Origin of the sequence: Actinomyces urogenitalis (assembly GCF_002861525.1) — a bacterium.
GTDB lineage: Bacteria > Actinomycetota > Actinomycetes > Actinomycetales > Actinomycetaceae > Actinomyces > Actinomyces urogenitalis.
In genome coordinates this window covers 540,578-566,236 of record NZ_PKHA01000001.1, presented here as the reverse complement: position 1 = coordinate 566,236, position 25,659 = coordinate 540,578, and the positions used below count along the sequence as shown (strand labels likewise).

The window sequence follows — 25,659 nt, the reverse complement described above, 5'->3', positions numbered from 1 at the left end:
GCCGTGGGGACCAGCGGTGGTACCCACCGCCCCTCTTAGCGCGAGCGCTTGTAGAAGGGAGAGGCGACGACGCGCATCGCCAGCTGCTTGCCGCGCACGTCCACCGCAAGCTCAGTGCCCGGCGCCCACGCCGGCTCCTCAAGCGAGGCCGGGGCTACCAGGGCCAGGGCAATGGGGTGACCGAGCGTGGGGGAGAGCAGGCCAGAGGTGACGGAGCCGATGGCCTGGCCGTCGCTGCCCAGGACCGTGCAGCCCGCTCGCGCGGCCCGGCGGCCCTCACCAGCCAGCGCGACGAGTACCTTCGTGCCCGGCTGGCCTTCGCGCTCGGCACGCGCGGCCAGGGCCTGGCGCCCGACGAACTCGCTCTTGGCCAGCTTGACCACGGCGCCCAGCGAGGCGTCAAAGGGCGTGATCTCCTCGGTCAGCTCGTGCCCGTACAGCGGCATCCCGGCCTCCAGGCGCAGGGAGTCGCGTGCGGCCAGACCACAGGGGGTCAGGGCCGCCAGGGTCTCACCCTCCTGGGCAGCCGGCGTCGGAGCGAGCGTGGCCGCGTGGTCAGTGATGACGCTCCACAGGTCCTCCGCAGCCTCCGCCTCGCAGAAGAGCTCGAAGCCGTCCTCGCCGGTGTAGCCGGTGCGGGCCAGCAGGACCGAGTGGCCGGCCGCCGTCGCCCGCACCGCCGCGTAGTAGCGCAGCCGCCGCAGGATCGTGGGCCCGCACAGTACGTCTGCCCCGCAGTCCTCGTCCGCAGGCTCCTCCGGGCGCAGCGCGGCCTGGATCCCGGCGCCGGAGGTAACCACCCCGCGCAGCACCTCCTCCGCACGCGGGCCCTGGACGGCGATGAGCGCCGTCTCCAGGGACACGTCCTGCACCCGGACGTCGAAGGAGGGGGCAGCGCCGGTACAGCGGCGCACCAGCTCCTCGGCCACGCGCTCGCGGTTGCCGGCGTTGGGCACCACGAGGTACCCCTGCTCGCCCACGTGGTAGACGATGAGGTCGTCGATGATGCCGCCCTCCTCGTCCACGATCATCGTGTAGCGGGCGCGGCCGAGCCCCACCTTGGAGATCTCACCGATGAGGGCGTGGTCCAGGGCCGCGGCGGCGTCCGGGCCGGTGACCTTGACCTCGCCCATGTGGGACAGGTCGAAGATCCCGGCGGCGTTGCGCACGGCCCGGTGCTCAGCCAGGTCCGAGGCGTAGCGCAGGGGCATGTCCCAGCCGCCGAAGTCGGTGAAGGAGGCTCCTAGCCTCTCGTGGACCTCGTGCAGGGGGGTGCGGCGCAGGGCCGTGGTGGAGGTGGTCATCACTCGTTCTCGCTCTCGAAGGCGGTGGGGGCAGGGCAGGTGCAGGTGAGGTTGCGGTCTCCCCAGGCGTTGTCGATCCTGGCCACGGGGGCGAAGTACTTGTCCGTCTCCATGCCTGGCAGCGGGAAGGCAGCCTGCGTGCGGGTGTAGGGGCGGTCCCACTCCTGCCCGGCGACCTGGGCCAGGGTGTGGGGACTGCGGCGCAGCACCGAGTCCTCGATGCTCACCGTGCCGGCGGCGACCTCGTCGATCTCGGCGCGGATGGCACGCATGGCTGCGATGAAGCGGTCGAGCTCCGCCAGGGGCTCGGACTCGGTGGGCTCAACCATGAGCGTGCCTGCCACCGGGAAGGACAGGGTCGGGGCGTGGAAGCCGTAGTCGATGAGGCGCTTGGCCACGTCCTCAGCCGTGACCCCGGTCTGCCGGGTCAGCTCGCGCAGGTCCAGGATGCACTCGTGGGCCACGAAGTCGTCGTGGGTGTAGAGCGTCGGGAAGGAGTCAGCGAGCTGACGCGAGAGGTAGTTGGCGCTGGCGATGGCGGACAGGGTCACCTCGCGCAGGTCGGCGTCGTCGAGCAGGGCGAGGTAGGCCCAGGCCAGCGGCATGACCCCGGCCGAGCCGAATCGCGTGCCCATGACCGGGGGCCCGGCGAAGCCGGCGTCCGGGTCACCCTCCTCCGGGGCCGCCGATCCCTCGGGGCCCGCGGGCAGATAGGGCGCCAGGTGGGACTTGACCGCGACCGGCCCCACGCCCGGGCCACCACCGCCGTGGGGGATAGCGAAGGTCTTGTGGAGGTTGAGGTGGGAGCAGTCCCCGCCCAGGTCCCCGGGCCGCAGCAGCCCGGCCAGCGCGTTGAGGTTGGCGCCGTCGATGTAGACCTGCCCGCCGGCCTCGTGCACGAGGCGGGTGACCTCAGTGACCTGTGGCTCGAACACCCCGTGTGTGGAGGGGTAGGTGAGCATGATGGCGGCGACCCGCTCGCCCAGCTCAGCCAGCAGCTCGCGCAGGTGGTCGACGTCGATCGAGCCGTCCTGCGCGGTCTTGACCACCTTGACGCTGAAGCCCGCTCCCGCGGCCGAGGCCGCGTTGGTGCCGTGGGCGGAGGCCGGCACGAGGACGAGATCGCGCTGGCCCTGGCCCTGGGCGGCCAGGTAGTGCTTGATGGCGAGCAGGCCGGTCAGCTCGCCCTGCGCACCGGAGGCCGGCTGCAGGCTGACGCGGTCGTAGCCGGTCAGGGCGGCTAGACGCTCCGAGAGCTGGCCGAGCAGAGTCCGCCAGCCCGCGGTCTGCGAGGCGGGGGCGTAGGGATGGATGCCGGCCAGCGCCGGGTCCAGCCAGGCCGCGGACTCGACGGCGGCGTTGAGCTTGAGGGTGCACGAGCCCAGCGGGATCATCGAACGGTCCAGAGCCAGGTCCCGGTCTGCCAGGCGGCGCAGGTAGCGCACGAGCGCGGCCTCGCTGCGGTAGGCGTGGAAAGTGGGGTGGGTCAGGTACTCGCTCGTGCGGGCCAGCTGCGCCGGCAGCGGCAGGTTCTCGGCCTGCTCGTCAGTGGGCAGCCACTCCTGGCTCCCGGGCTCGGTGGAGGTGAGGACCTCGATGACGTGGGCGACGTCCTCGTCCGTGGTGGTCTCGTTGGTGGACAGGCCCACGTGGTCGGCGTCCAGGAGCCTGAGGTTGTAGCCGGCCGCCTCGGCACGCTCCACGGCCTCCTGGGCACCGCCGGGCAGGTAGACGCTGAGGGTGTCGAAGAAGCGCGTGTGCTCCAGCTCAATCCCTGCGTCCAGGAGCCCGACGGCGATCCGGGCGGCCTGACGGTGGGTGTGCTCGGCGATGGCGCGCAGTCCCTGAGGTCCGTGGTGGACGGCGTAGAAGGCGGCGACGACGGCCAGCAGCGCCTGAGCGGTGCAGATGTTGGAGGTGGCCTTCTCACGCCGGATGTGCTGCTCGCGGGTCTGGAGGGCCAGGCGGTAGGCGGGTGCACCGTCGGCGTCCACGCTCACGCCCACGATGCGTCCGGGCAGCTGGCGCTGGAGCCCATGGGTCACGGCCATGAAGCCGGGGTGGGGGCCGCCGAAGAAGAGCGGCACGCCCAGGCGCTGGGCGCTTCCGACGGCGATGTCAGCGCCCTGTGCACCGGGCTCGGTGAGCAGGGTGAGGGCCAGCGGGTCGGCGTCGACGGCAGCCAGGCCACCACGCTCGTGGACAGCGGCGATCGCGGGGGCCAGGTCCACGACCGCGCCGCGGGAAGTCGTGGCCGCCAGCACCGCTCCGAGGACCAGGGCACCTGCCTCCAGGCCCGAGACCTTGCCGGATGCGATAGCGGCCGGCGTGGTGGTCACCCAGGGGATGGACAGGGCGTCGAGCCGGGCGGTGGCGACCTGAAGGCACTGAGGGTGCAGACCCTCGTCCAGCAGGACGGGACGGCCCTCGGCCTTGCGGGTGGCGCGGGCCATGAGCAGGCAGGCCTCAGCCACCGCCGTGGCCTCGTCCAGCAGCGAGGTACAGGCCACCGGCAGGCCGGTGAGGTCGGCTACGAGGGTCTGGAAGAGCAGCTGGGCCTCAAGCCGGCCCTGGCTGATCTCAGCCTGGTAGGGGGTGTACGACGTCGTCCACGCCGGGTTGGACAGGACGTCACGTACGATGACGGCCGGTGTGATCGTGGGGTGGTAGCCGCGTCCGATCATCTCCACGTGGTGGTGGGCATTGGCGGCGGCGAGCTGGCGCATGACGTCGGTGACCGCGGCCTCGCTCAGGCCACCGCTGGCGCTGGAGGGCTCAGTGTGCTCGGGGGCGTCCAGGCGCGGCAGCCCGGCCGGGACGACGGCCTGGGCCAGCTCTTCCAGGGAGCTCACCGCCAGGGTGCTCAGGACCGGTGAGTCGGCGTCGTGCAGGGCCTCGTAGACCCCGATATGACGGGTGACAAAGCGAGCGTGGACATCGGTAGGGCGCGTCATCGAGACCTCCGGACGGGATGTGGACCGTGTCACATCATAGGGGAGATGTTTCGGGCAGGTGACGAGACGGAGCGGTGGCTCAGGACCGGCACGGGCGGGCTCGGGTCGGGCGACGCGAGGGCGCCGTCCTCCCGCGTGTCGGGGAGGACGGCGCCCTCGTGAGGACCTGATGCCAGGCCTGCTACTCCTTGGTCGAGGTCTTGAACAGGAGGTTGACCTGCTCGTTGTAGGCCGTCAGCGTCGAGGCCGGCTCTCGATCGACCCACAGGGCGTCGACGCCGGGGGTCATGATGGCCTTGACGTCAGCACCGAAGTAGGTGAGCGGGAAGTAGAAGGTCGTGCCTTCCTTGACGTGGTCGGTGAAGGGCTTGGTGGACAGGCCCGTCTCCTCGAACTTGGCCACTGCCAGCTCGGTGGAGGAGGAGATCGCCGGGAACACGATGCCGTAAGAGGCGACGATGTCCTGGGCCTCCTTGGTGCCGAGGAAAGCCACCCACTTCGAGGCGTTCTCGATGTTCTTGGACTGCTTGACGATCGAGTCTCCCAGACCGTTGAGCAGGCTCATGCTCTTGCCGTTGGGGCCAATCGGGTGGCGGGCCAGCCCGAGGTCGATGTCAAGGCCTGCGAAGATCTTGAACATCCACGCACCGTTGATGCACATGGCGATGGAGCCGCTGCCCAGCTGGACGTCGGTGCCAGTGGTGGTCGAGAAGGTGCCGGCCGGAGGCATGTAGCCCTTGTCGATGAGCCCGAAGTACCAGTCCATGGCGCGCTGGAAGTCCGGGTCGTCGTAGCGGTAGCGAGTACCCCAGGTCTTCTTGTCCGTGTACATCCAGTCGCTGATCGTGCTGGTGAAGGGACTCCAGGCGGTCTGGCCGTCGTTGGACCCGGCATCGTTGATACCGATGCCGTAGACCGCGACGCGGGTGGGGTCGAAGCCCTCCTCGTCCCCGCGCACCCCGTTCTTGTCCACGGTCAGGCGCGCCAGGATCTTCTCGAAGCTGCCGCCGTCCTCGGGGTTCCAGTCCCAGTCCTCCAGGTCGGACTCGCTCAGACCGGCCTCGGCGAGCATGGTCTTGTTGTAGAAGATGGCCTCGGTGTCCCAGTCCTTGGGACAGCCGTACTGCTTGCCGTCCTCGCCCTTCCACAGGTCGATGAGGCCTTCATGGAAGGCGGACTCGTCGACGTCGGCCCAGGCAGGCTGCTCGTCCAGCGGTACCAGAACGTCGAGGTCAACGAACTGGGCGAACTTGGCGATGTGGTCAGTGAAGACGTCAGGGCCGGTACCGGCGATGAATCCGGCGGTCAGCTTGGTCCAGTAGTCACCCCAGCCGACCTGGGTGATATTGACCTTGATGCCGGTCTTCTCCTCAAAGCGTGCGGCACAGGCCTCGTAGGCCGGCTCCTGGGCGGAGTCCCACAGCCAGTACTCCACGGGGCCACCGGCCTTGCGGCCGGCGGAGGAGGAGCAGGCGGCCAGGGTTGCCGCACCCGCTGCGGTGACCAGTCCGCACAGGAAGCCACGGCGGGACAGGGGGGAACGCAGGGCCGGCAGGGCGGTCGCGAGATGCGTGTGTGTGGAAGTCATCTGGTGCCTCACTTGATGCCGTTGAAACCGATGGAGTTAACGATGCGCTTGGCGAAGGCGGCGAAGAGCAGCAGCATCGGGAGCGCCGCGACCAGCGTGGCCGCCATGAGACCGGCCCAGTCGGGACCTGTCTGCGGGGACTGGGACTTGAACACCGCCAGGGCGACGGTGAGCACCCGCGAGGAGTCGGTGTAGGAGACCAGCAGGGGCCAGAAGTAGTCGTTCCAGGCCGCGATGTAGGTCAGGATCGCCAGCGTGGAGATCGGCGCCTTGGCCATGGGCAGGATAAGGGTGAAGAAGACCCTCACCTTCGAGGCGCCGTCCAGCAGGGCGGCCTCCTCCAGCTCACGCGGGATGTTCATGAAGAACTGCCTGAGGAAGAAGACGGCGAAGGGCGTCATGAGCATCGTCGGCAGCGAGATGCCCAGGAGAGAGTCGATGAGGTGGAGCTGCTTGACCAGCACGAAGTTGGGCAGGAGCGTGAAGATCGAGGGCACCATGAGCGCGGCCAGGAAGATGCCGAAGACGGTGTCCCGTCCCGGCCAGCGCAGGCGGGAGAAGGAGTAGGCCGCCATGGCGGAGAAGAAGACCTGCCCCACGGTGACCAGCGCGGCCACGACGACGGAGTTGCGCAGGTAGAGCCAGAAGTTGATGGCGGCGCCGCTTCCGCCGTCGGCCAGCGCCTCCTCGGTGGACTGCATGCCGAAGACGCGCTCAAAGCCGCGCAAGTTGGTATCCACCGGCAGCAGGCTCGTGGGATCGGAGGCGATGCCCGCGTTGGAGGACAGGGCCGTGCGCAGCACCCAGTAGAAGGGCAGCAGCGTGAACAGGAGGATGAGGACCATGGCGGTCCAGGCCAGCACACGTCCTAGCGAGGGGCGCTTGCGCGGCTGGTCGGTCTTGGTCATGCGGACCGAGGTGGAGGATGTCGTCGTTGTCATGGCTGGTGTCCTCTCAGTCCAGGTCCGTCTGGCCGGCGCGCGTCATCTTGTACTGCAGCGCGGTGATAGCGGCCAGGATGATGAGCAGGCCCACCGCCAGGGCGGAGGCGTAGCCGAACTGGAAGCGGCCGAAGGCCAGGTCGTAGATGTAGTACTGGAGCACGCGGGTGGCGTTGACCGGGCCACCCTGGGTCGTCACCGAGACGGTGTCGAAGACCTGGAAGGAGCCGATTATCGTCATGATGAGGACCAGGGCCAGGATCGGGCGCAGCAGCGGGACGGTGATCTTCCAGAACATGCGCCACTCACTGGCGCCGTCGACCTTGCCGGCCTCGTAGACCGTGTTCGGGATGGACTGGAGCCCGGCGAAGATAAGCAGGGCGGTGTAACCCACGTGGCGCCACACGTTGATGATGGCGATGGTGGGGATGGCCAGCGTGGAGGAGAAGAAGTTGACGGTGTCTCCGAAGACCGCCTCGATGAGCTGGTTCGTCACACCCAGCGTCGTGTCCAGGATCCACAGCCACAGCATGGCGGCCACGACGTTGGACACGAGGTAGGGAGTGAGCACCAGGGAGCGCACGAGCGTGGACTGGGTCAGGCGCTGCATGAGGACGGCGATGAGAAGAGCGAGGATCGTCTGCAGGCCGATGTTGATGACCACGTACTCCACGGTCACGCCAACGGCGTTCCAGAAGATCTTGTCCTGGACCATGCGTGAGTAGTTCTGAAGCCCAATGAACTTCTCGGGGGTCAGCAGGTTGTACTCGGTGAAGGACAGCCAGATGCCCCGGATGAGGGGCCAGATGTAGAAGGCGATGAGGCCGATTCCGGCCGGCAGGATGAATCCCAGGCCGAGCCGTAGGTCGGTCTTGGGCCGACGGCGCATGGCGCCTGCGGGACGGGAGGGGGCTGAGACAGACATGTTTCCTTCCATATCGTCGTTGAAGATGGAGACGGAGGTTGACGGGAGGAGGCAGGTGAAGGACGGGTGGTCCCTCACCCGTCTCAGACGGCGGAGCCGACCGCGGTGGCTCGCACGAGGACCAGGTGGTCAGGGTGGAGGTTGGCCAGCGCGAGCCCGGTGGTCGAGAGGTAGGAGCCTGGCAGGACGACGCCGTCGTCCTCCATCCACGCTGCTGGCAGCCTCAGCTCGGGGTAGGGCGGGGCGGCCAGGCGCACGTGGTAGCGACGCCGGGGGTCCAGGCCGGGCAGAGGCCGGGGCGCGCAGGGCCAGGAGTGCTGTAGGCCCAGGCAGGCGATCTCGAACAGGGCGTCGGTCCCGTCCTGGCTCACCACGCCCTCGATGCGCAGGTTGTCGTCGTCGGCCAGGTCGGCGTGGACGGTCAGTCCTGAGTGCAGCAGGGGGCGCAGCTCCTTGTGCAGGGCGATGATCCGGGCCAGGCGCTCGCGGGTGGGGGTGTCTGCCTTGGTCAGGTCCCACTCGACTCCCATGTGTCCCCACAGGGCGGTGCCGGCGCGGAAGTCGATGTCGAGGTCCCGCAGCGTCGTGTGGGCGCGGCCGGCGCCCACGTGCGTGCCGATGAGCTCGGGTGGGAGCAGGAGAGTAGTGCCGCGCTGGATGTCGTGGCGGTCGTGGGCGTCGATGGAGTCCGACGCCCACACGCGCTGCGCCCGCTCCATGATCCCCATGTCGATGCGGCCGCCGCCTCCGGCGCAGGACTCGATCTCGAGCTCGGGGAAGCGCTCGTGCAGCGCGTCCAGCAGCCGGTACAGAGCCAGGGTCTGGTCGTGGACGGCGGCGGCGCCCCAGCGGCCTGCGGCCGGCTGGGCGCACTCGTGACCCGTGGCCAGCAGTGGGGAGTTGTGGTCCCACTTGAGGTAGGCGATGCCCAGCTCATCGACCAGATGGGAGATGGAGGTGAAGAGGTAGTCCCAGGCTCCAGGTGCGGTGAGGTCCAGCACGCGCTGGTTGCGGTGCTCGGGAGCCCCGCCGGCGCCGTCGCCCAGCACCCAGTCCGGGTGGGCCCGGGCCAGGTCGGAGTCGAGGTTGATCATCTCCGGCTCGAACCAGAGCCCGAACTCCATGCCGAGGGAGTGCACGTGCTCCACCAGGGGACGCAGCCCTTGCGGCCAGACGTCCTGGGACACCTGCCAGTCACCCAGGCCTGAGGTGTCGTCACGGCGCGAGCCGAACCACCCGTCGTCGAGCACGTAACGCTCGATACCCACCGATGCGGCGGCGTCGGCCAGGGCCTTGAGCTTGTCCAGGTCGTGGTTGAAGTAGACGGCCTCCCAGGTGTTGAGCAGCACAGGGCGCGGGCGCGAGGGGTGGGAGGGCAGGGCACGCAGGAAGGCATGGGTGCGGTGGGACATGGCGTCCAGGCCCTCGCCCCAGGAGAAGACGGCCCACGGCGAGGTGTAGGTGCGCTCGGTGTCCAGGAGGACCTCCCCGGGCAGGAGGAGCTCCCCGGCACCCAGCAGCTTGCGTCCCTGCGGGGTGGAGGAGGCGAGGTGACGGGTGTTGCCGGACCATGCCAGGTGGACACCGTGGACGGTGCCGCTGCGGAAGCCGAAGCCGGCGCGTCCTGCGGCCAGCCACGTGGTGGCGTCGTGGCCGGGACGTCCCTCCCAGCTCTCGCGCAGGTGGGTGCCGGCGGTGAGTGGGGTGCGCTGCAGGCTGCGCTCGGCGATGTGGTGGCCGGTCATGTCCAGCAGCTCGTCGGCAGCCTCGGGCAGCGGCAGGACGGGAGTGACCTCGTCGACGACGATCGGGGCCAGGTGCTGCCCGCCGTCGGCCTCGCGCTCGTCGCGCACCCAGGCGCGCAGGCGCAGCAGGCCGCTGGGCTCCAGGCGCAGCTCGGTGCCCAGGCTGAGGGCATGGACCTCGTCAACGGCCTCGGAGGTGACGACCTCGACCGTGCCTGCTGGGCCGGACTCTGTGCGGTGGGCGTGGGTGACGTGGCTGGGGTGCGGGCTGAAGGAGGTGCCGTCCGCGCGGTGCAGGAGCACACCTGGGCGCGAGGACCAGGCCTGGGCGGGCAGGGGGAGGACGGACAGGTCGTTGGCGATCCAGGCGGTGTTGGTGCCCAGCGAGGTGCGCTGGGCCCGCTCGACGTCGTCGAGGGCCGCGGAAGGCAGGTCACCGAGGTCGGTGCCCCAGTGGCGCACGACCGGCAACCGGTCCGGGAGGAGGTCGAGGACCACGCTGGTCCCGCCGTTGCGCAGGTGGAGGGTCATCATCGTCCTTCCAAAGACGCCACAGTGTGACGCACTTAAAATCTTGTAGCATGAAAATAATGCATGGAGGGTGGCTGTGCAAGGCCCTGTTATCCCGGGCGTCGAGCGGGTGTGGCACGATGGCGCTTGGCGGACCCCTGCCAGCACCTGTGCGTCCGCCGTGCGAAGACTTGCGTGCCCGCCGTTGTGACGCGTCGTGACGGACTGTGGAAAGGACCTGGTATGCCCTCGCGTGCAACGCTGACCGAGCGTGGTCCCGTTGCTGCTGTCCTGCTGTCCCTGGCCTCGCGCGGCCCGGCCTCGCGCACCGAGCTGGCCGCCAGCCTCGGGCTGTCGGCGGCGACCCTGACCCGCGCCACGAGGGCGCTGGCCGAGGCCGGCCTGGTCGATGAGTCGCGCGTTGAGGCGGAAGGACCCGGCCGTCCCCTCAGCCTGGTGTCCCTGGTGCCCGGGTCCGCGGCGCTCATGGGCGTCAAGCTCACCGGCACTCACGCCTGGGCCGTGGTCATCGACCCCGTGGGTACCGTCCTGGCCAAGGAGATGGAGCCGCTGGCCGGTGGGGCCCCGCACGAGGTGGCTGCCCAGATCGCCGGGCTGGCGCGGCGACTGGCCGAGGACTGCGGCCAGGAGCCCCGCGGCATCGGGATCTCGCTGGGTGCGAGCGTGGTGGGAGGCCGGATCGTGCGGGTGGCGCCCTTCCTGGACTGGCATGACGTCCCCTTTGCCGAGCTGGTGACGCAGACCAGCGGCCTGCCGGTCAGCCTGGCCAATGACGTGCGTGCCTTCGCCTACGCCGAGGCCTGGTACGGGCTGGGTCGTGAGGCCAGCCCCTTCGCGCTGCTGACGGTGGGGGCCGGAATCGGCTGCGGGCTCGTCGTCGACGGCGAGCCGCTGGAGGGGGCGCACGGTGCCGCGGGCAGCGTCGGGCACCTGCCGGTGGCGCAGGACGGGCCCGCCTGCGAGCTCGGGCACGTGGGCTGCGCCCGTGCCCTGGCCTCGACCCCCGGGATGCTGGCGCGTGCGGCGCAGCTGCTGGGGCGGGAGGTGGACCTGGACGAGCTGGTCCGCCTGGACGCTGAGGGGGACCCGGTCGCCGGGCGGGTCCTGGGTGACGCCGCCTGGGCGCTGGGGGTCATTGCCGGCGCGCTGGTCGCCGTCGTCGACCCGGGGCTCGTCGTCGTGTCCGGAGAGGCGGTCGGGGCCATCCAGCCGCACGAGGCCGAGCTGTACGAGGCCGTTGAGCGTGCCAGGCACTGGTCGGCTCCGCAGCCGCAGATCAGGCTGCGCCCCTTCACCTTTGCTGACTGGGCTCGCGGCGCCGCCACGCTCGCGGTTGAGCCCTGGGCGCTGGCCGTCCAGTCCGCGGCCCGGGCCTCCTGAGCCTCGCGATCGTGGTCTCCTGTGCTGGACCGTGTCCTGAATCGCAGCCAGGCCACGGTTGATCACAGGAAACCACGGTGCCGATGGCGGGCCGGCCCCCATAGACTGCACGGCGATGACCACCCAGATCTCTGCCTCCGCTGCCTCGCCGATTCCTGCCCTCAGCGCTACCGCACCCGCGAGCGCGACGGCGCCTTCGACGTCGTCCCTGCCGCGCACCTACCACGTGCGCACGCTGGGCTGCCAGATGAACGTCCACGACTCCGAGCACATGGCCGGCCTGCTGGAGGCGGCCGGGTACCGGCGCGTGGAGGAGGTGCCGGCAGCCGCCGCGCGGGCGACCGAGGCTGGCGACGGCGGGGCCGACGTCGTCATCATCAACACCTGCTCAGTGCGCGAGAACGCCGCCACCCGCCTGTTCGGCAACCTCGGGCAGCTTGCCGCCGTCAAGCGCGAACGCCCCGGCATGCAGATCGCCGTGGCCGGGTGCCTGGCCCAGCAGATGGGTGAGGGGATCGTCGAGAAGGCCCCGTGGGTCGACGTCGTCTTCGGCACCCACAACCTTGACGTCCTGCCCGCCCTGCTCGAGCGCGCCCGGCACAACGCCGAGGCGGCGGTCGAGCTGGAGGAGTCCCTCAAGGTCTTCCCCTCGACCCTGCCCACACGCCGCGAGTCGGCCTACGCCGCCTGGGTGTCGATCGCCGTGGGATGCAACAACACCTGCACCTTCTGCATCGTGCCCTCGCTGCGCGGCAAGCAGCGCGACCGTCGCCCCGGCGAGGTCCTGGCCGAGATTGAGGCCGTGGCCGCCCAGGGAGTCACCGAGGTGACGCTGCTGGGGCAGAACGTCAACTCCTACGGCGTGGGCTTCGGGGATCGCGGGGCCTTCGCCAAGCTCCTGCGCGCGGCCGGCGGCGTGGAGGGGATCGAGCGCGTGCGCTTCACTAGCCCCCACCCCGCCGCCTTCACCTCTGACGTCATTGACGCGATGGCCGAGACCCCGCAGGTCATGCCGAGCCTGCACATGCCGCTGCAGTCCGGCTCGGACAAAGTGCTGCGCGCGATGCGCCGCTCCTACCGCTCCGAGCGCTTCCTGCGGATCCTGGACGAGGTGCGCGAGAAGATCCCCAACGCCGCCATCACCACCGACCTCATCGTGGGCTTCCCCGGTGAGACGGAGGAGGACTTCCAGGCCACGCTGGAGGTGGTGGAGAAGGCGCGCTTCGCCTCGGCCTTCACTTTCGAATACTCCCCGCGTCCGGGCACCCCGGCTGCCGACCTGCCTCAGGTGCCGGTCGAGGTGGTCAAGGACCGCTATAAGCGCCTGGACGAGCTGGTACGCCGTATCACCCACGAGGAGAACGTGCGCCAGGAGGGCAGCGTCGTCGAGCTGCTCGTGGCCGAGGGGGAGGGACGGCGTGACGCCGTCACCGCCCGTATCTCAGGGCGCGCGGCGGACAACCGTCTGGTCCACGCGGGGCTTCCGGCTGGTCTGGCCGCTGACGACTACGCCGGCGGTGCCCCGCGCCCGGGGGACATGGTGCGCGTGCGCGTGACCCACGGCGCCCCGCACAACCTCATCGCCGACTCCGCCCTGTGCGGGCGGGAGCTGAGCCAGGCCGAGCGGGCTGAGAACGAAGCCCGCCGCGCGGGTGATCGGGTCTGGTACGACGACGGCCCGGCCCTGTTCGAGGTGCGTCGCACCCGGGCCGGTGACGCCTGGGAGCGGCGCCAGCGCGAGGAGACCGGTGAGCCGGAGCCGGACACGGCGCCGGTGACCCTGGGGATGCCGATGATCCGCGTGGGTGCGCCAGGCGCCGTGCGTGAGAGCAGCGGAGACATGGGCGGGCGGACGATGCTCGGCCAGCCGCGGACGATCTGAGGCCTGACGCTGTGGAGCCCTGCGCGGAGCGACGAGGGCCTGCGGCTGACGCGGGCGTGGCGGAGACCGGGGACGGCGCGGGCGCGCTTGCCCCTGCCGGGCACGCACGCTTCGTTGGCAGCCGTCCGGCTGCGGCTCCTGAGCAGGCTGTGGCCCCGACTGTGGTCTCCGCGTGCCTGGCGGGGATCCCGTGCCGCTACGACGGCGCCGCCCGGCCCGACCTGCAGGTCGTGGCCGCCGTCGAGGCAGGGCTGGCCGTGCCCGTGTGCGCGGAGGTGCTGGGCGGGCTTCCCACGCCCCGGCCACCGGCTGAGATCGTGGGCGGGGACGGCTACGACGTCCTGGCCGGGCGGGCCAGGGTGCTTGCTCAGGACGGGCATGACGTGACGCGGGCCTTCGTGGCGGGCGCGAGCGCCGTCGTCGAGCAGGCCCGGGAGCACGGCGCCGAACGGGCGGTGCTCAAGGCCAAGAGCCCCTCGTGCGGGGTGGGGCAGGTCTACGACGGCACCTTCAGCGGGACCCTGACAGGCGGCGACGGCGTGCTTGCCGCGGCGTTGAGGCGTGCCGGCGTGGAGGTCGAGAGCCGGTAGCCCCGCCGCCGCTACCCCGCCGCCACCGTCGCTACCCCTTGGTGTCCTTCGCATCCCCATAGCGCGCGCCACGGGGTAGCGGAGGGCTAGATGGGGTGGCGGGCGTTGGCATGGGGTAGCGGAGGGCGCGCGGGAGTACCTGCCTACTCGTTGGGCTCCAGAAGGGAGTCGACGACGCTGCGCACCTGCGCCGTCGTCATGCCAGCGGCCTGGGCCCGTCTGACCGCCTCAGCCAGCGCTTGGCGGGCCTGGTCCCGGGGCGGGGCCGCGTGCCCGGGTGCGACCCGTGTGCCGGCAGCGCGGCGCGTGACCACCATGCCGGCCGCCTCCAGCTCCTTGTAGGCGCGGGCGACGGTGCCCGGGGCGAGGCGCAGGTCGCCGGCGAGCTGACGCACGGGGGGAAGGCGCTGGCCCTCCTCCAGGGCGCCGTCGACGATGAGCGAGGCGATCTGGGACCGGACCTGCTCAAAGGGCGGGGTGGGGGAGTCTGTGATCGTGATCGTCAGGTTCATGCCGACACCTGCCGGGGGGAGCGAGCGAGCAGGACCGCGCCGTAGACCATCGACGCCACCGCCACGACGATACCGACACCGCCTATCGTGCCGCGCCCGTAGTCCCAGCCGGCAGCCTCCCAGGTGGCCGCCTCGATCATGGGGACGCCCAGGAGCGGAAGGGGGAGCGCAGCGGAGACCAGGAGCAGCCCGAGCGCTCCCTCAGCCAGGTAGCGCCGTAGCTCCTGGTCGAGCGGGCCGGGGCGGGACCCGACCTGTCCGCGCGTGGCGACCCGCCGCAGCGCGAGGAGACTCGCGGTGAGCTGGATGATCAGGCCTGCGGCAAGAGGTACCAGCATGCGTGGCCCGGGCCAGGGGGCGTAGGCGCTGGAGATGGCCTCGCCCGTTGACGCCGTTGAGACCCCGAGGAAGTAGGAGCCTGCGGGTAGGGCGGGACCGCCAGGGGCATGCCAGGGCTCGGCGGCTGTGACAGGGAGCCCGACGGCGGCGTCCGCGGCTAGCGAGAGCACGGCCAGCAGGAGCAAGACGAGGCCGGTGGCGGGTAGGTAGTCGACGATGCGTCGGCGGGCCAGGGAGGCGGTGCGCTCCGGGGCCATGACGGTCGGGGAGCGACGCTCGCCGAGCAGCAGGATGGCTAGCCCGACGATCCCGAAGAGTGCCACGCCCTCGGGGTGCCCACTGAGGTAGGCGGCGGCTGTGGCGGCCAGCGCGAAAAGGACCGCTGCAGCGCGGGTACGCGTGGAGTGCCGGATGATTGCTGACAGCGGGTGGGCCTGTGCGGCAGGACGGGGACAGGTGGCGCGCAGCGCGCTGATGACGAGGGTCAGGAAGACGGCGGTGAGGACGAGGAGGAGAGCGATGTACGGAAGAGGTGACACAACGGCTCCTTTGTGTTGAGATGATGATACAAGAGTGCTCGTCCTGGACGTTTGTGTCAACCCTGTGGTGCAAGCGGGTGCGGCGAGTGAATGTTGCTCGCCGTCGCTACCCCGCTGTCGCCGTCGCTACCCCTTGGTGTCCTTCGCACCCCCGTAGCGCGCGCCATGGGGTAGCGGAGGGCGCGTTGGGGTAGCGGGCGTCGGCATGGGGTAGCGGAGGGCGCGCGGGAGCTGGTTCAGCGAGGTGCTTGAGGATGGGCCTTGCCCGCTCGCCCAGCCAGGATCTTCTTGCGGGTAACGAGCCAGGCCCCGGCCAGGCCGGCAACGGTGAGCACGAGCCCGCAGGCGACGTCTGCCCAGCGCTCAGGCCAGGGCAGGAAGGACGGCTGTAAGAGCCAGGTGCGTACCCACGGCTCGGCCACGGCACCCACCGGGACCACGAGACCGGCCACGAGCCCCGGCCAGCCCGGTCGCCTGGCCACCCAGCCCACCAGGCCAAGGGGAGCGCAGGCGAGGACGCCCAGGATGAACCAGTGGGTGTTCTCCGCCCATATCCCGACGTTGTACATGCCCACCAGCTGGCCGAGCCCGTAGTGGAAGGCGAGCGTGCCCTCAGCGGCGAGGACCGCAGCGACCACGGAGATCGTCGGACGGCTCATGAGCCAGCCTGCGAAAACTCCAATGCCAGCCCACACAGTGCCGCAGTTGACGAGCTTGCTCACCGTCTTACGCAGGAAGGAGAACACCTGTATCTGGCCCTCCAACTCGCTGACAGAGACCCAGTTCGAGGCGAGCGAGACCAGTGCGAGTCCGGTGCAGACCAGCACCAGGCTCAGCCACGGGCGTCCTTGCAGTCTCGATGTCCTCATGCACCCAGTCTCGCAGCGGGTGGGACGCTGCGCACCGCAATGAGGGGCCTGATGAGACCCACCCGGCCGCGCACCTGGCCGCTTGAGTGCTGGAGCCGGTCATCTAGACCGTAGCTTTCCGCGCGGAACCGTAGGTTGCGCTGCCCACAACCCACGGTTGTGAGCAGGAAACCACGGTCTGAGTGAAAACCCTTGCGCTCAGTCGCGGGCCCGCAGGGTCTGCCCCAGGCTCTCTCGACGGCCGGCGCGGGAGGACAGGACCATGGCCAGGCAGGTCGTGGCCAGTGTCATCGCGCTGACCAGCCCCATGGCCGTCCAGGGGCCGTGGGCCACGACCTGCCTGACGGGCCGGTCCAGGAGCTCACCCAGCAGCGCGCTCGTCCCGACCGAGACCACGAGCCCCAGCATGATGGCGCACGCCGCGTGCAGTACGCCCTCCAGCACCTCGATGCCGAGCACCGCCGACTCGCTCGCACCGGCCGCGCTCAGCAGGGCCGCGTCACGACGACGGCGTCCCGCACTCATGGCGATCACCGCCACTCCGCCTGTCCACGCGGTGAGGAAGGCCAGCCCGAACAGCGTCACAAAGCCGGAGACCTGCATGTTGCCGATGCCAGCGGACTGCACCCCGAACATGACAGCCACCATGCCGATCGCCACGAGGAAGGGCAGGACCGTGGCGGAGGAACGCCGGGACTCTAGCGCCGCGGTCCGGGTAGCCACGAGCCAGGCGGGTCCGGGCAGCGCCAGCGCCGCGAGCGCCCGCAGCCCAGCCGGCACGAGCCACCTCGCCAGCACGCACAGGACGACGAGCACGCCGAAGGCGCTGAGGATCGCGGTCGTCGCTGCGTCGTCATTGCTGAGCACGCCGCGGTGCAGCCCCACCCAGCCGACGACGACGCCGGCCGCGCAGCCCGCTGCGACGGCCAGTCGCGTGACCAGCCCCGTCACGCGGCCCGCGGTCCACCGGCGCCGCGCCGATCCCCGCGCGGTCATCAGCTCGATCTCCTGCGCCCGGGCGGCGCGCCTGGCGGGACCCCAGCCGCCAAGAACGACTGAGCCGGCGACGACGACCGCGCACCAGATGAGGTCTGAGGATCCCCGTGCTGGCTGGGTCCCAGGCAGGACCGCTTCCTGGTCCACCATGAGCGGGATGACGGCCGCGGCGACCGGGCGCCCGAGCAGGCACCCGCCGCACGCGCCCACGGCGCCGACCACGCCCAGCTGGACCAGCAGCAGGACACGCAGCGCCGCTGGCGCCAGCCCCAGCGCCCGCCACAGGCCGTGGTCTGGACTGCGCTGGCTGATGACCATGCCCGCTGACGAGCTGAGCACGGTGGACGCGGCCAGCACCACGCAGATGATGCAGAAGACGGACAGCGTCTGGGCGGCGTCGAGCATCTCGTGGCGCTGGCGCGCCTGAGCCAGGGCGCGGGCGGAGGCGGTGGCCCCGTGCATGACCTGCAGCTGGCCTGCCACGCATGCCCCGGCGACGACGGCGACCACGCACACCCAGGTCCACGAGCCCGCGTGGCGGCGCAGGTCTGAGAGCAGCAGTCGGATCATCGTGCCTCACCTCCCACCTGGCTGTCTGGCCTCTGGCTGCCCTGCCTCTGACCTGTTCTCTCCTGGCTGCGCGTGGCCAGCACGGCCTGGGAGACGGCCTGCGGATCACCGCCGGGCAGGGCGGCGACGATCCGCCCGGCGCTCATGACCAGGACGGAGTCGGCCGCCGCCGCGGCTGAGGCGTCGTGGGTGACCATGAGGACCGTGGTTCCGGCGCCGGCCAGCTCCCGGAACCACCTCAGCACCTCGGTCCCAGCAGCCACGTCCAGGGCCGCCGTCGGCTCGTCAGCGAAGACGATGTCGGGGCAGGAGGCCAGGACCCGAGCGACCGCCACGCGCTGGCGCTCACCGCCGCTCATCTCGTGGGGCAGGTGCCGGGTCTGCGCGCCCAGCCCCACGCGCTCCAGGGCCTGGGTGACCGCCCGGCGCGGTAGGGGACGGTGACGCAGCCGGCCAGGCAGGGCCACGTTGTCGCGGGCGGACAGTGAGGTGACGAGGTTGTCGTCCTGGAAGACGAAGCCGACGTGGTCGGCTCGGAATCGGGCCGCCGCGCGTGGGCGCAGCCGGCTCGTCGTCGTCCCCAGCAGGTTCACGGTGCCCGACGACGGGGCGTCCAGCCCGGCCACGCACTGCAGCAGGGTGGACTTGCCGCAGCCGGAGGCACCGACCAGGGCGGTGAAGGAACCGGCCGGCAGCGTCAGGCTCACCCCGTCCACGGCCGTGACCTTCTCCCGTCCGCGACCAGGCAGGGGGAAGATGCGGCTGAGGTCGGTGACGAGGACAGCCGGTGGCGCGTCGTGACAGGCCCAGGCTCCCTCTGCCCGCCTGGCAGGGGCGGCGGGCGCGGCGGGGGCCAGGTGCGGGTGGCTGGATGGTGGTGGGATCTGTTGCGTCCTCATGGCTCCAGCACACTCGGCCGCTGGTCCTCCGTCACTGGCCTCAGCTCCCGACCTGCCGGGGTGGAGCCAGCACCACCGAGAGCCTTGCGTCGTCGGAAACAGGGGTGCCAGCACCCGTGGCAGCGCCAGAGCCGGCACGTAACCTCGGCGCCATGATCACCTCCTCCGGCGCTACCGCGGCACCGAGCGGACAAACGCGTCTGCCGGCAGACCTTCCAGCGCGGACCGGCCACGCGGCGGCGTCCTCAGCGCCACGCCACCGAGCCTGGCGGGTGGTGGTCATGGAGCTTGTCCGGGCTGCGCTGCTGATTCCCGTCATCATCGTGCTCGTGGCTGGGCTCCCGCTCTTCTACATCACGATCCCGTTGACGGCCCAGGGGGAGAGAGCGGCGGCTCGGCTGTGCGGTCTGGATGTCTCCAGCGCCAGGCCGGCCGGCACCCCTGGCTGGCCCTGGCTGGTGCGGCGCGTGACGAGCGCCGGCTTCTGGAAGCAGGACCTGCCGATGGTCGTCATCGGCCTGGTGATGAGCCTGGGCAGCTTTGTCATCGCTGTCTCGGGCTTGTCCACGGCGGCGGTCCTGGCACTCGTGCCCTGGCACACGACGCCGGAGAACCCGACCACCATCGTCCTCGGGGTATGGGCCACGACGCAGACCGACGGGACGCGGATGGGCTGGGCCGTGGTGCTTGCGCTCGCCCTGCTGGCCCTGACCTGGTTGCTCCTGTGGGGAACGGGCGCGCTGCGGATGCTGCTGGTGCGTGCCCTGTCCGGCCAGAGCGAGGAGGAGCGGCTCAGCCGTGCCAACGCAGCCTTGAGCGCCGAGGTCGGGCACCTCGCGGCTGGCCGGGCCACGCTGGTGGACGCCTTCGACGCTGAGCGCGCCCGCATCGAGCGGGACCTGCACGACGGCGTCCAGCAGGACCTCGTGGCTGTGACAATGAGCATCGGCGCGGTGCGGATGCAGCTCCAGGCACTGGCAACCGGTGCGCAGGACGACGGCGACGGCACAGCCCGAGCCGCCCTGCTCGCCGGCCTCGACTCCGCCCAGGAGCGCGCCGAGGCTGCCATGCGCTCCCTGCGGGAGACCGTCCACGGCATCCGCCCCGCGGTGCTCACGGAGAGAGGTCTGGCCCCGGCGCTGCGTGACCTGGCCGGGCGCGCCCCTCTGCCCACTACCGTCAGCGTGCGTGGCGAGGCGGCTGCTGGCCAGACTGTCAGCTCGCCTGTTGCCACAGCCGTGTACTTCGCGGTCTCGGAGGCGCTGACCAACGCTGCCAAGCACGCAGGGCCGCAGGCTCGCGCCGTCGTCGCGCTGGAGGTCCAGGAGGACCAGCTGCGGGCTGTCGTCACCGATGACGGGGGCGGCGGTGCCTCCCCGCAGGCTCCCGGAGCCACAGGACTGGCAGGAATGGCGCAGAGGGTGGAGTCCGTCGGTGGGACGCTGGACGTGGTCTCGCCATCGGGTGGCGGCACACGGCTGACGATCACGGCCCCGCTTACCCCGCCCTGGGCCCGGGGGGAGTAGGCGGGGGGCGGGCGCTGGTGCGTCGTCGGAAGCCAAGGAGGCGGCTACGGCACAATGACGCCTATGAGAATCGTGCTGGCCGACGACGTCGCTCTTCTGCGGGAAGGACTTGCGGGACTGCTGACCGCGGCGGGGCACGAGGTGGTCGCCCAGGCTGCTGACGCCGATGAGCTGCGCGCCGCGGTGGCGAGGCTAGCCAGCGCCGGAGAGCTGCCCGACGTCGTCGTCACGGACGTGCGGATGCCGCCCACTGGCACCGACGACGGCCTGCGGGCGGCGGTAGACCTGCGGGCCGCATACCCAGGCCTGCCGGTGATGGTGCTCTCCGCCTACGTCGCCGGGCCCTACCTGCGCGATCTGCTCGACGGCGCTGGCACGCAGGCCGGGGGAGTGGGGTACCTGCTCAAGGAACGGGTCGGGCGCGTGGACGACTTCGTGCGCAGCCTGGACGTGGTGACCTGCGGCGGCATCGTCGTTGACCCCGAGGTCCTGGCCACGCTCATGGCAGGCCGCGCCTCGGCGACCAAGCGGGCGACGTCGGATCCCAGGACAACCGCCCATGAGACCGTGGTTTCACGGTCGGAACCGGGGGCTGCGCGGGCTGTAACCCCCGATCCAGGACACAAGACCACGGTTCAGAGGGCGGATGAGGCTGACCGCACGGGCGAGCGAGGTCTGGAGAGGCTGACCCCGCGCGAGCAGGAGGTCCTCGCGCTCATGGCCGAGGGTCTGTCTAACGCGCAGGTCGCCGAGAGGCTCGTGCTCTCCGACGGCGCGGTGGCCAAGCACGTGGCCAATACCTTTGCCAAGCTGGACCTACCTCCCAGCGAGGACAACCGCCGGGTGCGGGCGGTGCTGGCCTGGCTGCGCTCGCGGGCCTGACCGATCAGCGTGCCTGCTCATGCTGGTCCTTGTGCCGGTGTGCCTGCGGGCCGCTCGGCGTGCTCGTGACTCGGTCTAGGCGAAGTTCCGTCCCAGCTGGGTGACCGTGAACTCGGTCGGCGAGCTCGCACGCACGATGAGCCAGATCGTGTAGCCCGACTCGTTGTCCGGAGCGGAGGGAACGGCCTCGGTCAGTCCCATCGTGTTGACCGGGCAGATGGCGTCGCCGTCGCTGACGTCGTACAAGGTCGCCTTGATCTCTCCGCCGGTGCCCTGAAGGTAGTACGAGCCGGCGCCGACCGGGCCGATGAGCGAGCAGGTGTCCACCTTGCCTCCCGGCGGGAAGTGGATGGCGCGGAACATCAACGCCGGCCTGGCTTGAGGGTCGCAGTCATCGGGTCCTACGCAGGCGTGCTTGATCTGGTCCATGACCTCGGCGCTGGCGTAGCGGGCTGCGGTGGCGTCGTCTCCGCTGGCGGCAGCGTCGTAGAAGGCCTGCACCGTGGCCTGGTCAGGCACGGCCACGTCATCTGACGGGGTGTGGAAGACCTGGCTCGTGACCTCGAAGCCGGACCCAGTCCACTGAGCCGTCTCTGTCAGCGTCGCGGATCCGCCCGAGGCGTGGTCGCCAGGGTCACTGGGAAGCTGGATCTCCGGGAGGCCGATGATGACGGACTCGCCCTCCACCCGCACCGAGCTGATGACGAGATCAGCGGTCTGGGCTGGCAGCGGTGTCCCATGGCCCCAGTGCTCCAGCCAGCCCAGCAGCTCCAGGCTCGGGCTGTAGGCAGCCAGTGAGGAGTGGGTGTAGGACCCGCCTCCGTTGCAGGCCAGGGTGACCAGCGCCGTCGCCCGGCCGGACAGGAGCGCCGGGGTGACGTCTCGGATGGTCACTGTGGCATTTGCCTGGTGGGAAGCGGTGGAGTTGTAGATCCCGGAGCTGAACTGGTGGGTGGCTTGGCCGTCGTCCGCGCTGAACTCGGTGCAGGAGGGAGGCAGCGCTAGAGCGGCCTCAGACAGCTGCTCGCGCGTAGGCGCCTGGGACAGGTCCGCCTTCTTGGTCAAGGTCGCTGGCGAGGCCTCGGTCTGGGACCGTGGGGAGGCCGTCGCTGAGCCGGTGGAGATGACGGTGACCTTGACCGGCGTGCCCATGGCGCAGGCGGCCAGGCCAGTGACGGCCAGGCAACAGGTGAGGGCGGCGGCAAGACTCCGTGAGTGGGACGGGACCCAGGAGGCAGCCGAGAGGCCAGAGCGGGAAGAACGACGGTGGGCGAGCATGACTGCTCCTGAGCGTGAAGCGGGAGGGGTGGGAGGGGGGATGCCTGTCATGGTGGTCAGTGGCGCGTCCCTGTCAGGCGCAGTGCCCTGGCGGGGACCTGCCTCACAGACCCATGGGGCACCAGTCGCTAGGGTTGTCCCCATGTCCTCCTCCACGCCCACGACCTCGCAGGTCCCTGTCCCGGCTGTTCCCTCGCCGGTTGACGTCGACCGTGTGCTGGCCTGCGTGCGGGACCTCGGCCTGCGCTACTTCGTTGACGATGAGGGGGACATCGGCATCCCCTGGCGCTACGTTACCGTCCACGTCATCTTCCAGGACGATCGCGCCATCCAGCTGCGGGGCGTGTGGCACCGCATCTCGGACACCGAGCACCTGGCCCGGCTGCGGGGGCTGGTGGAGGAGTGGAACGCCACCCGGATCGGCCCCAAGGCCTACCTGACCATTGCCGACGGCGGCATCGTCCGTCTGCACGGTGAGGTCACCTACCCGCTGGGCGCCGGGATGACGGACGCGCAGCTGGAGAGCTTCGTCTTCACCAGCTGCCGGCTGATCGTCGCCCTCATGCGCGAAGCGGAGAACCTCTTCCCTGACCCCCTGCGCGGAAACCTGGAGCCCTGAGATGCCTCGATCACCTCGCAGAGGGCTGGCAAGGATCCTGGCCCGGTTGCTGGGCCGCGGTGAGCGCCGTCCAGCACGCCGCTCCACCAGCGGTCCTCGCCCCGCCCGCACCACGCCGCCTCGCGGTCACCGGACCAGCCCGCAGTCGGCCACCCTCGCTGGCCGGTCCGAGCAGTCCGGGCGGCGTGACGACGCCGGCGCCTCCACAGCCCCGACCGTCACCGGATCGGTACGCGAGCTGCTCACCCCCCTGCGCCGCACGGCCCCGACGCATGAGGGCGCGCATGGTGCCCAGGCCTCAGGCCTGACCTCTCCTCTCACCCTGGAACGCATCGAGGCGATGCTGACCGGCCCGATGGGCTACGCCGTCGAGCGCCGCCAGGAGGAGGGACACCTCTTCCTCGTGGGCAACTGGGACGACTTCCCCTTCGTCATCGAGGAGCCGGAGGAGCACGAGGGCTGGCTGCTCGTCTCCGGGGACGCGACCCAGCCGCTGCCTCTGGGGGAGCGGGAGGAGATCGGCGCCAGCGTCAACGACTGGAACCGGGACAAGTTCTTCCCCACCGTGGCCGTGGTTGACACGCCCATGGGACCCCTGGTGCGCACGACCTACCTCGTGGACCTGACCGATGGCGTCAGCGACGCCCAGCTGCGCCTGCACCTGGAGACGGCGTTGTCAGCCTGCACCCAGGCACTGAGCCAGGTCGGCCCCCTCCTACCGGAGCTGTGAGCGAGATGGTTGCTCCTTCCTCACCGGCCCCGAGCGCACCGGCCGGCTCCGCCCCGATGCGTATCGCCGTCGTCGGCCCGACGGCGAGCGGTAAGTCTGACCTGGCGCTTGACCTTATCGAGGCCCTGGGGGAGGCAGCAGGATCCGCCCACCCGGCTGAGGTCGTGGGGGCGGACGCCTCCCAGCTCTACCGCGGGATGGACATTGGCACGGCCAAGCTGCCGCTGGAGCAGCGCCGGGGCGTGCCCCACCACCAGATCGACGTGCTGGACGTGCGCCAGGAGGCGAGTGTGGCCTCCTACCAGCGTCACGCCCGCGCGGACCTGGCAGCGATCGAGGCCCGCGGGGGGCGTGGACTCATCGTGGGAGGGTCGGGCCTCTACGTGCGGGCGCTGACTGACGCCCTGGACTTTCCCGGCACTGACCCGGCGGTGCGCGCCGGTCTGGAAGCGCGCGTGGAGCGTGAAGGGCTGGCGGCGCTGCGCGCGGAGCTGGAGGCCAGCGACCCCCTCAGCGCGGCGCGGATCCAGCCCACTGACGCCCGTCGCATTGTGCGTGCCCTGGAAGTGGCGGCCGTGACGGGACGTCCTTTCTCCGCGAGCCTGCCGCGCTACGAGGACCTGGCGCCGACTCTTCACCTGGCGCTGCGCCCCGAGCGCGAGGCGCTGCGGCGTCGGATCCGCCTGCGCACGCAGGCGATGTTCGCCTCCGGACTGCTGGAGGAGACCCAGGCGCTGCTGGACCAGGGGCTACGTGAGGGGCCAACAGCCTCGCGCGCCATCGGATACGTCCAGGCCGTTGCCGTGCTGGACGGAGAGATGAGCCTCGCCGAGGCGATCGAGTCGACCTCGCTGGCCACGCGCCAGCTGGCCTCGCGCCAGCTCAAGTGGTTCCGCCGCGACCCACGTGTGTGCTGGATCGACGTCGCTCTTGACGAGGACGGCGCCTGGGCTGCCGGCGAGCGTGAGCGTGTGGTCGAGCAGGCTCTCGCCCTGCTTCGTGAGCACGGTGACAGGCTGTGACCATGAGCCTGGGCGCTACGCCCTTTAGGCTGTGCACCATGACCGAGCAGACGCCCCTGGCAGGCCGCACCCTCATCAAGGGGCACGCCACGGAGAACGACTTTCTTCTCCTTGTGGACCCCGACTGCCAGGTGGCCCTCAGTGCTGGTGACGTCGCCGAGGTGTGTGATCGTCACGCCGGGGTCGGGGCGGACGGCTTCGTCCGTGTGGTGCGCACCTGCGCGCTGCCCGGCGTGCACCGCTTCCACGAGGCCGTGCCCGAGGCCGAGTGGTTCATGGACTACTACAACGCTGACGGCTCGCTCGCCCAGATGTGCGGCAACGCGATCCGGCTCATGGCTGAGGTCCTGGTCTGCGAGGGCCTGGTCACCCTGGACGACGGCGACTCGGTCACCATCGGCACCCGCGGCGGCGCGCGCACGCTGACCCGCGCCGGGCAGCTGTGGACGGTGGACATGGGACCGGCCCGGCTCATCCGCCCCGAGCACGCGCTGGGCGAGGTCGACGACGAGGGCTGGGACACGGCGGTGACGGTTCCCGGGCTTGAGGGGCCAAGGGCGGCACTGTCGATCGCGATGCCCAACCCGCACACCGTCGTCGCCCTGTCTGAGGAGGCCGAGCTTGACGCCGCGCTCTTCGCGGGCCTGACTGACTCCGACGCCCCCGTCTACGAGCCAGTGCCCCCGCAGGGGACCAACCTGGAGCTCGTCGTCGCGCTGGGGGAGGAGTCCGACGGCGATGCTGCAGAGTCGACCGGCCAGGATGCCGAGGCATCCGTACGTGTGGGCCGCGCCCGCATGAGGGTGCTTGAGCGCGGCGTGGGGGAGACCCGCTCCTGCGGAACGGGCTGCTGCGCCGTCGCCGTCGCCCTACACGAGTGGGAGGGCGAGGACGCGCCCACCGACTACCTCATTGACGTTCCCGGAGGCCAGGTGGGTGTCCACGTCGGCGCTGACCCGTGGGCGCCGGACGCTACCGTCCTGCTGACAGGTCCGGCCACGATCACCGGACGCCTCACCCTGGTCTGAGACCAACCCG

21 protein-coding genes are annotated in these 25,659 nt (G+C 70.7%); 9 read left to right on the top strand and 12 right to left on the bottom strand.

Features of this window, described 5'->3' with window-relative positions; all coding sequences use genetic code 11:
- Positions 1–35: 35 nt before the first annotated feature.
- From CYJ26_RS02400 to CYJ26_RS02375, 6 genes are all read right to left on the bottom strand, one after another.
- Positions 36–1,304 (bottom strand): glycine cleavage system aminomethyltransferase GcvT, encoded by a 1,269-nt coding sequence (locus tag CYJ26_RS02400; protein ID WP_101637866.1) that lies wholly within the window; start codon positions 1,302–1,304, stop codon positions 36–38.
- Positions 1,304–4,258: an aminomethyl-transferring glycine dehydrogenase gene (gcvP, locus tag CYJ26_RS02395; RefSeq protein WP_034236972.1), complete on the bottom strand. Its 2,955-nt coding sequence runs from the start codon at positions 4,256–4,258 to the stop codon at positions 1,304–1,306. Before gcvP ends, CYJ26_RS02400 begins: the two co-directional genes overlap by 1 nt.
- Positions 4,259–4,439: 181 nt before the next feature.
- Positions 4,440–5,846 (bottom strand): ABC transporter substrate-binding protein, encoded by a 1,407-nt coding sequence (locus CYJ26_RS02390; RefSeq protein ID WP_101637865.1) that lies wholly within the window; start codon positions 5,844–5,846, stop codon positions 4,440–4,442.
- 8 nt (positions 5,847–5,854) lie between these two features.
- Positions 5,855–6,754, bottom strand: a complete 900-nt coding sequence (locus CYJ26_RS02385) for a carbohydrate ABC transporter permease (protein ID WP_374044901.1) — start codon at positions 6,752–6,754, stop codon at positions 5,855–5,857.
- A gap of 46 nt (positions 6,755–6,800) precedes the next feature.
- Positions 6,801–7,712, bottom strand: coding sequence for a carbohydrate ABC transporter permease (locus CYJ26_RS02380; protein ID WP_006549425.1), 912 nt, complete (start codon positions 7,710–7,712; stop codon positions 6,801–6,803).
- 83 nt (positions 7,713–7,795) lie between these two features.
- Complete coding sequence (locus CYJ26_RS02375; protein ID WP_180950817.1) at positions 7,796–9,991, bottom strand: alpha-galactosidase; 2,196 nt, start codon at positions 9,989–9,991, stop codon at positions 7,796–7,798.
- A gap of 219 nt (positions 9,992–10,210) precedes the next feature.
- Between CYJ26_RS02375 and CYJ26_RS02370 the strand changes: the two genes are divergently transcribed.
- The 3 genes from CYJ26_RS02370 to CYJ26_RS02360 all read left to right on the top strand — a co-directional run bounded on the left by CYJ26_RS02370 (position 10,211) and on the right by CYJ26_RS02360 (position 13,840).
- Complete coding sequence (locus tag CYJ26_RS02370) at positions 10,211–11,368, top strand: ROK family transcriptional regulator (protein ID WP_101637863.1); 1,158 nt, start codon at positions 10,211–10,213, stop codon at positions 11,366–11,368.
- 115 nt (positions 11,369–11,483) lie between these two features.
- Positions 11,484–13,250 (top strand): tRNA (N6-isopentenyl adenosine(37)-C2)-methylthiotransferase MiaB, encoded by a 1,767-nt coding sequence (gene miaB, locus CYJ26_RS02365; RefSeq protein WP_006549428.1) that lies wholly within the window; start codon positions 11,484–11,486, stop codon positions 13,248–13,250.
- Between the two features lie 56 nt (positions 13,251–13,306).
- On the top strand, positions 13,307–13,840 hold the full coding sequence (locus CYJ26_RS02360; protein WP_197055237.1) for a 2-thiouracil desulfurase family protein: 534 nt from the start codon (positions 13,307–13,309) through the stop codon (positions 13,838–13,840).
- Positions 13,841–13,983: 143 nt separating this feature from the next.
- Here CYJ26_RS02360 and CYJ26_RS02355 read toward each other — a convergent pair whose 3' ends face one another.
- The 5 genes from CYJ26_RS02355 to CYJ26_RS02335 all read right to left on the bottom strand — a co-directional run bounded on the left by CYJ26_RS02355 (position 13,984) and on the right by CYJ26_RS02335 (position 18,564).
- On the bottom strand, positions 13,984–14,352 hold the full coding sequence (locus CYJ26_RS02355; protein ID WP_034236977.1) for a GntR family transcriptional regulator: 369 nt from the start codon (positions 14,350–14,352) through the stop codon (positions 13,984–13,986).
- Positions 14,349–15,230, bottom strand: a complete 882-nt coding sequence (locus tag CYJ26_RS02350) for a hypothetical protein (RefSeq protein ID WP_101637862.1) — start codon at positions 15,228–15,230, stop codon at positions 14,349–14,351. The genes CYJ26_RS02355 and CYJ26_RS02350 overlap by 4 nt, the downstream gene beginning before the upstream one ends.
- 236 nt (positions 15,231–15,466) lie before the next feature.
- Positions 15,467–16,099 (bottom strand): hypothetical protein, encoded by a 633-nt coding sequence (locus CYJ26_RS02345; protein WP_145990748.1) that lies wholly within the window; start codon positions 16,097–16,099, stop codon positions 15,467–15,469.
- Positions 16,100–16,297: 198 nt separating this feature from the next.
- On the bottom strand, positions 16,298–17,665 hold the full coding sequence (locus CYJ26_RS02340; protein ID WP_101637860.1) for an FtsX-like permease family protein: 1,368 nt from the start codon (positions 17,663–17,665) through the stop codon (positions 16,298–16,300).
- Positions 17,662–18,564 (bottom strand): ABC transporter ATP-binding protein, encoded by a 903-nt coding sequence (locus CYJ26_RS02335; RefSeq protein WP_052039887.1) that lies wholly within the window; start codon positions 18,562–18,564, stop codon positions 17,662–17,664. Before CYJ26_RS02335 ends, CYJ26_RS02340 begins: the two co-directional genes overlap by 4 nt.
- A gap of 152 nt (positions 18,565–18,716) precedes the next feature.
- Between CYJ26_RS02335 and CYJ26_RS02330 the strand changes: the two genes are divergently transcribed.
- Both CYJ26_RS02330 and CYJ26_RS02325 read left to right on the top strand, forming a co-directional pair.
- A complete protein-coding gene (locus CYJ26_RS02330) occupies positions 18,717–20,090 on the top strand; it encodes a sensor histidine kinase (RefSeq protein ID WP_244901990.1) in 1,374 nt (457 codons plus the stop codon).
- A gap of 63 nt (positions 20,091–20,153) precedes the next feature.
- On the top strand, positions 20,154–20,972 hold the full coding sequence (locus CYJ26_RS02325; RefSeq protein ID WP_101637859.1) for a response regulator transcription factor: 819 nt from the start codon (positions 20,154–20,156) through the stop codon (positions 20,970–20,972).
- 75 nt (positions 20,973–21,047) lie between these two features.
- Here CYJ26_RS02325 and CYJ26_RS02320 read toward each other — a convergent pair whose 3' ends face one another.
- A complete protein-coding gene (locus tag CYJ26_RS02320) occupies positions 21,048–22,250 on the bottom strand; it encodes a hypothetical protein (protein WP_040319859.1) in 1,203 nt (400 codons plus the stop codon).
- Between the two features lie 142 nt (positions 22,251–22,392).
- Here CYJ26_RS02320 and CYJ26_RS02315 point away from each other — a divergent pair, with 142 nt between their 5' ends.
- From CYJ26_RS02315 to CYJ26_RS02300, 4 genes are read left to right on the top strand one after another with little or no spacing between them, the layout of a single operon-like run.
- Positions 22,393–22,869 carry a YbjN domain-containing protein gene (locus tag CYJ26_RS02315; RefSeq protein ID WP_006549440.1) on the top strand — a complete coding sequence of 159 codons (477 nt, stop codon included), beginning with the start codon at positions 22,393–22,395 and terminating at the stop codon, positions 22,867–22,869.
- 1 nt (position 22,870) lies between these two features.
- Complete coding sequence (locus CYJ26_RS02310; RefSeq protein WP_101637858.1) at positions 22,871–23,599, top strand: type III secretion system chaperone family protein; 729 nt, start codon at positions 22,871–22,873, stop codon at positions 23,597–23,599.
- 5 nt (positions 23,600–23,604) lie between these two features.
- Entirely contained in the window at positions 23,605–24,621 is a 1,017-nt protein-coding gene (gene miaA, locus CYJ26_RS02305; RefSeq protein WP_048685383.1) for a tRNA (adenosine(37)-N6)-dimethylallyltransferase MiaA, read from the top strand.
- 38 nt (positions 24,622–24,659) lie between these two features.
- Positions 24,660–25,649 (top strand): diaminopimelate epimerase, encoded by a 990-nt coding sequence (locus CYJ26_RS02300; protein WP_034236988.1) that lies wholly within the window; start codon positions 24,660–24,662, stop codon positions 25,647–25,649.
- Positions 25,650–25,659 lie beyond the last annotated feature (10 nt).

What these genes read in the sequence shown, in the direction of transcription:
- CYJ26_RS02400 (WP_101637866.1), bottom strand. Translation starts at nt 1,304, where the DNA reads ATGACCACCTCCACCACGGCCCTGCGCCGCACCCCCCTGCACGAGGTC.
- gcvP (WP_034236972.1), bottom strand. Translation starts at nt 4,258, where the DNA reads ATGACGCGCCCTACCGATGTCCACGCTCGCTTTGTCACCCGTCATATC.
- CYJ26_RS02390 (WP_101637865.1), bottom strand. Translation starts at nt 5,846, where the DNA reads ATGACTTCCACACACACGCATCTCGCGACCGCCCTGCCGGCCCTGCGT.
- CYJ26_RS02385 (WP_374044901.1), bottom strand. Translation starts at nt 6,754, where the DNA reads ATGACCAAGACCGACCAGCCGCGCAAGCGCCCCTCGCTAGGACGTGTG.
- CYJ26_RS02380 (WP_006549425.1), bottom strand. Translation starts at nt 7,712, where the DNA reads ATGTCTGTCTCAGCCCCCTCCCGTCCCGCAGGCGCCATGCGCCGTCGG.
- CYJ26_RS02375 (WP_180950817.1), bottom strand. Translation starts at nt 9,991, where the DNA reads ATGATGACCCTCCACCTGCGCAACGGCGGGACCAGCGTGGTCCTCGAC.
- CYJ26_RS02370 (WP_101637863.1), top strand. Translation starts at nt 10,211, where the DNA reads ATGCCCTCGCGTGCAACGCTGACCGAGCGTGGTCCCGTTGCTGCTGTC.
- miaB (WP_006549428.1), top strand. Translation starts at nt 11,484, where the DNA reads ATGACCACCCAGATCTCTGCCTCCGCTGCCTCGCCGATTCCTGCCCTC.
- CYJ26_RS02355 (WP_034236977.1), bottom strand. Translation starts at nt 14,352, where the DNA reads ATGAACCTGACGATCACGATCACAGACTCCCCCACCCCGCCCTTTGAG.
- CYJ26_RS02345 (WP_145990748.1), bottom strand. Translation starts at nt 16,099, where the DNA reads ATGAGGACATCGAGACTGCAAGGACGCCCGTGGCTGAGCCTGGTGCTG.
- CYJ26_RS02340 (WP_101637860.1), bottom strand. Translation starts at nt 17,665, where the DNA reads ATGATCCGACTGCTGCTCTCAGACCTGCGCCGCCACGCGGGCTCGTGG.
- CYJ26_RS02335 (WP_052039887.1), bottom strand. Translation starts at nt 18,564, where the DNA reads ATGAGGACGCAACAGATCCCACCACCATCCAGCCACCCGCACCTGGCC.
- CYJ26_RS02330 (WP_244901990.1), top strand. Translation starts at nt 18,717, where the DNA reads ATGATCACCTCCTCCGGCGCTACCGCGGCACCGAGCGGACAAACGCGT.
- CYJ26_RS02325 (WP_101637859.1), top strand. Translation starts at nt 20,154, where the DNA reads ATGAGAATCGTGCTGGCCGACGACGTCGCTCTTCTGCGGGAAGGACTT.
- CYJ26_RS02320 (WP_040319859.1), bottom strand. Translation starts at nt 22,250, where the DNA reads ATGCTCGCCCACCGTCGTTCTTCCCGCTCTGGCCTCTCGGCTGCCTCC.
- CYJ26_RS02315 (WP_006549440.1), top strand. Translation starts at nt 22,393, where the DNA reads ATGTCCTCCTCCACGCCCACGACCTCGCAGGTCCCTGTCCCGGCTGTT.
- CYJ26_RS02310 (WP_101637858.1), top strand. Translation starts at nt 22,871, where the DNA reads ATGCCTCGATCACCTCGCAGAGGGCTGGCAAGGATCCTGGCCCGGTTG.
- miaA (WP_048685383.1), top strand. Translation starts at nt 23,605, where the DNA reads ATGGTTGCTCCTTCCTCACCGGCCCCGAGCGCACCGGCCGGCTCCGCC.
- CYJ26_RS02300 (WP_034236988.1), top strand. Translation starts at nt 24,660, where the DNA reads ATGACCGAGCAGACGCCCCTGGCAGGCCGCACCCTCATCAAGGGGCAC.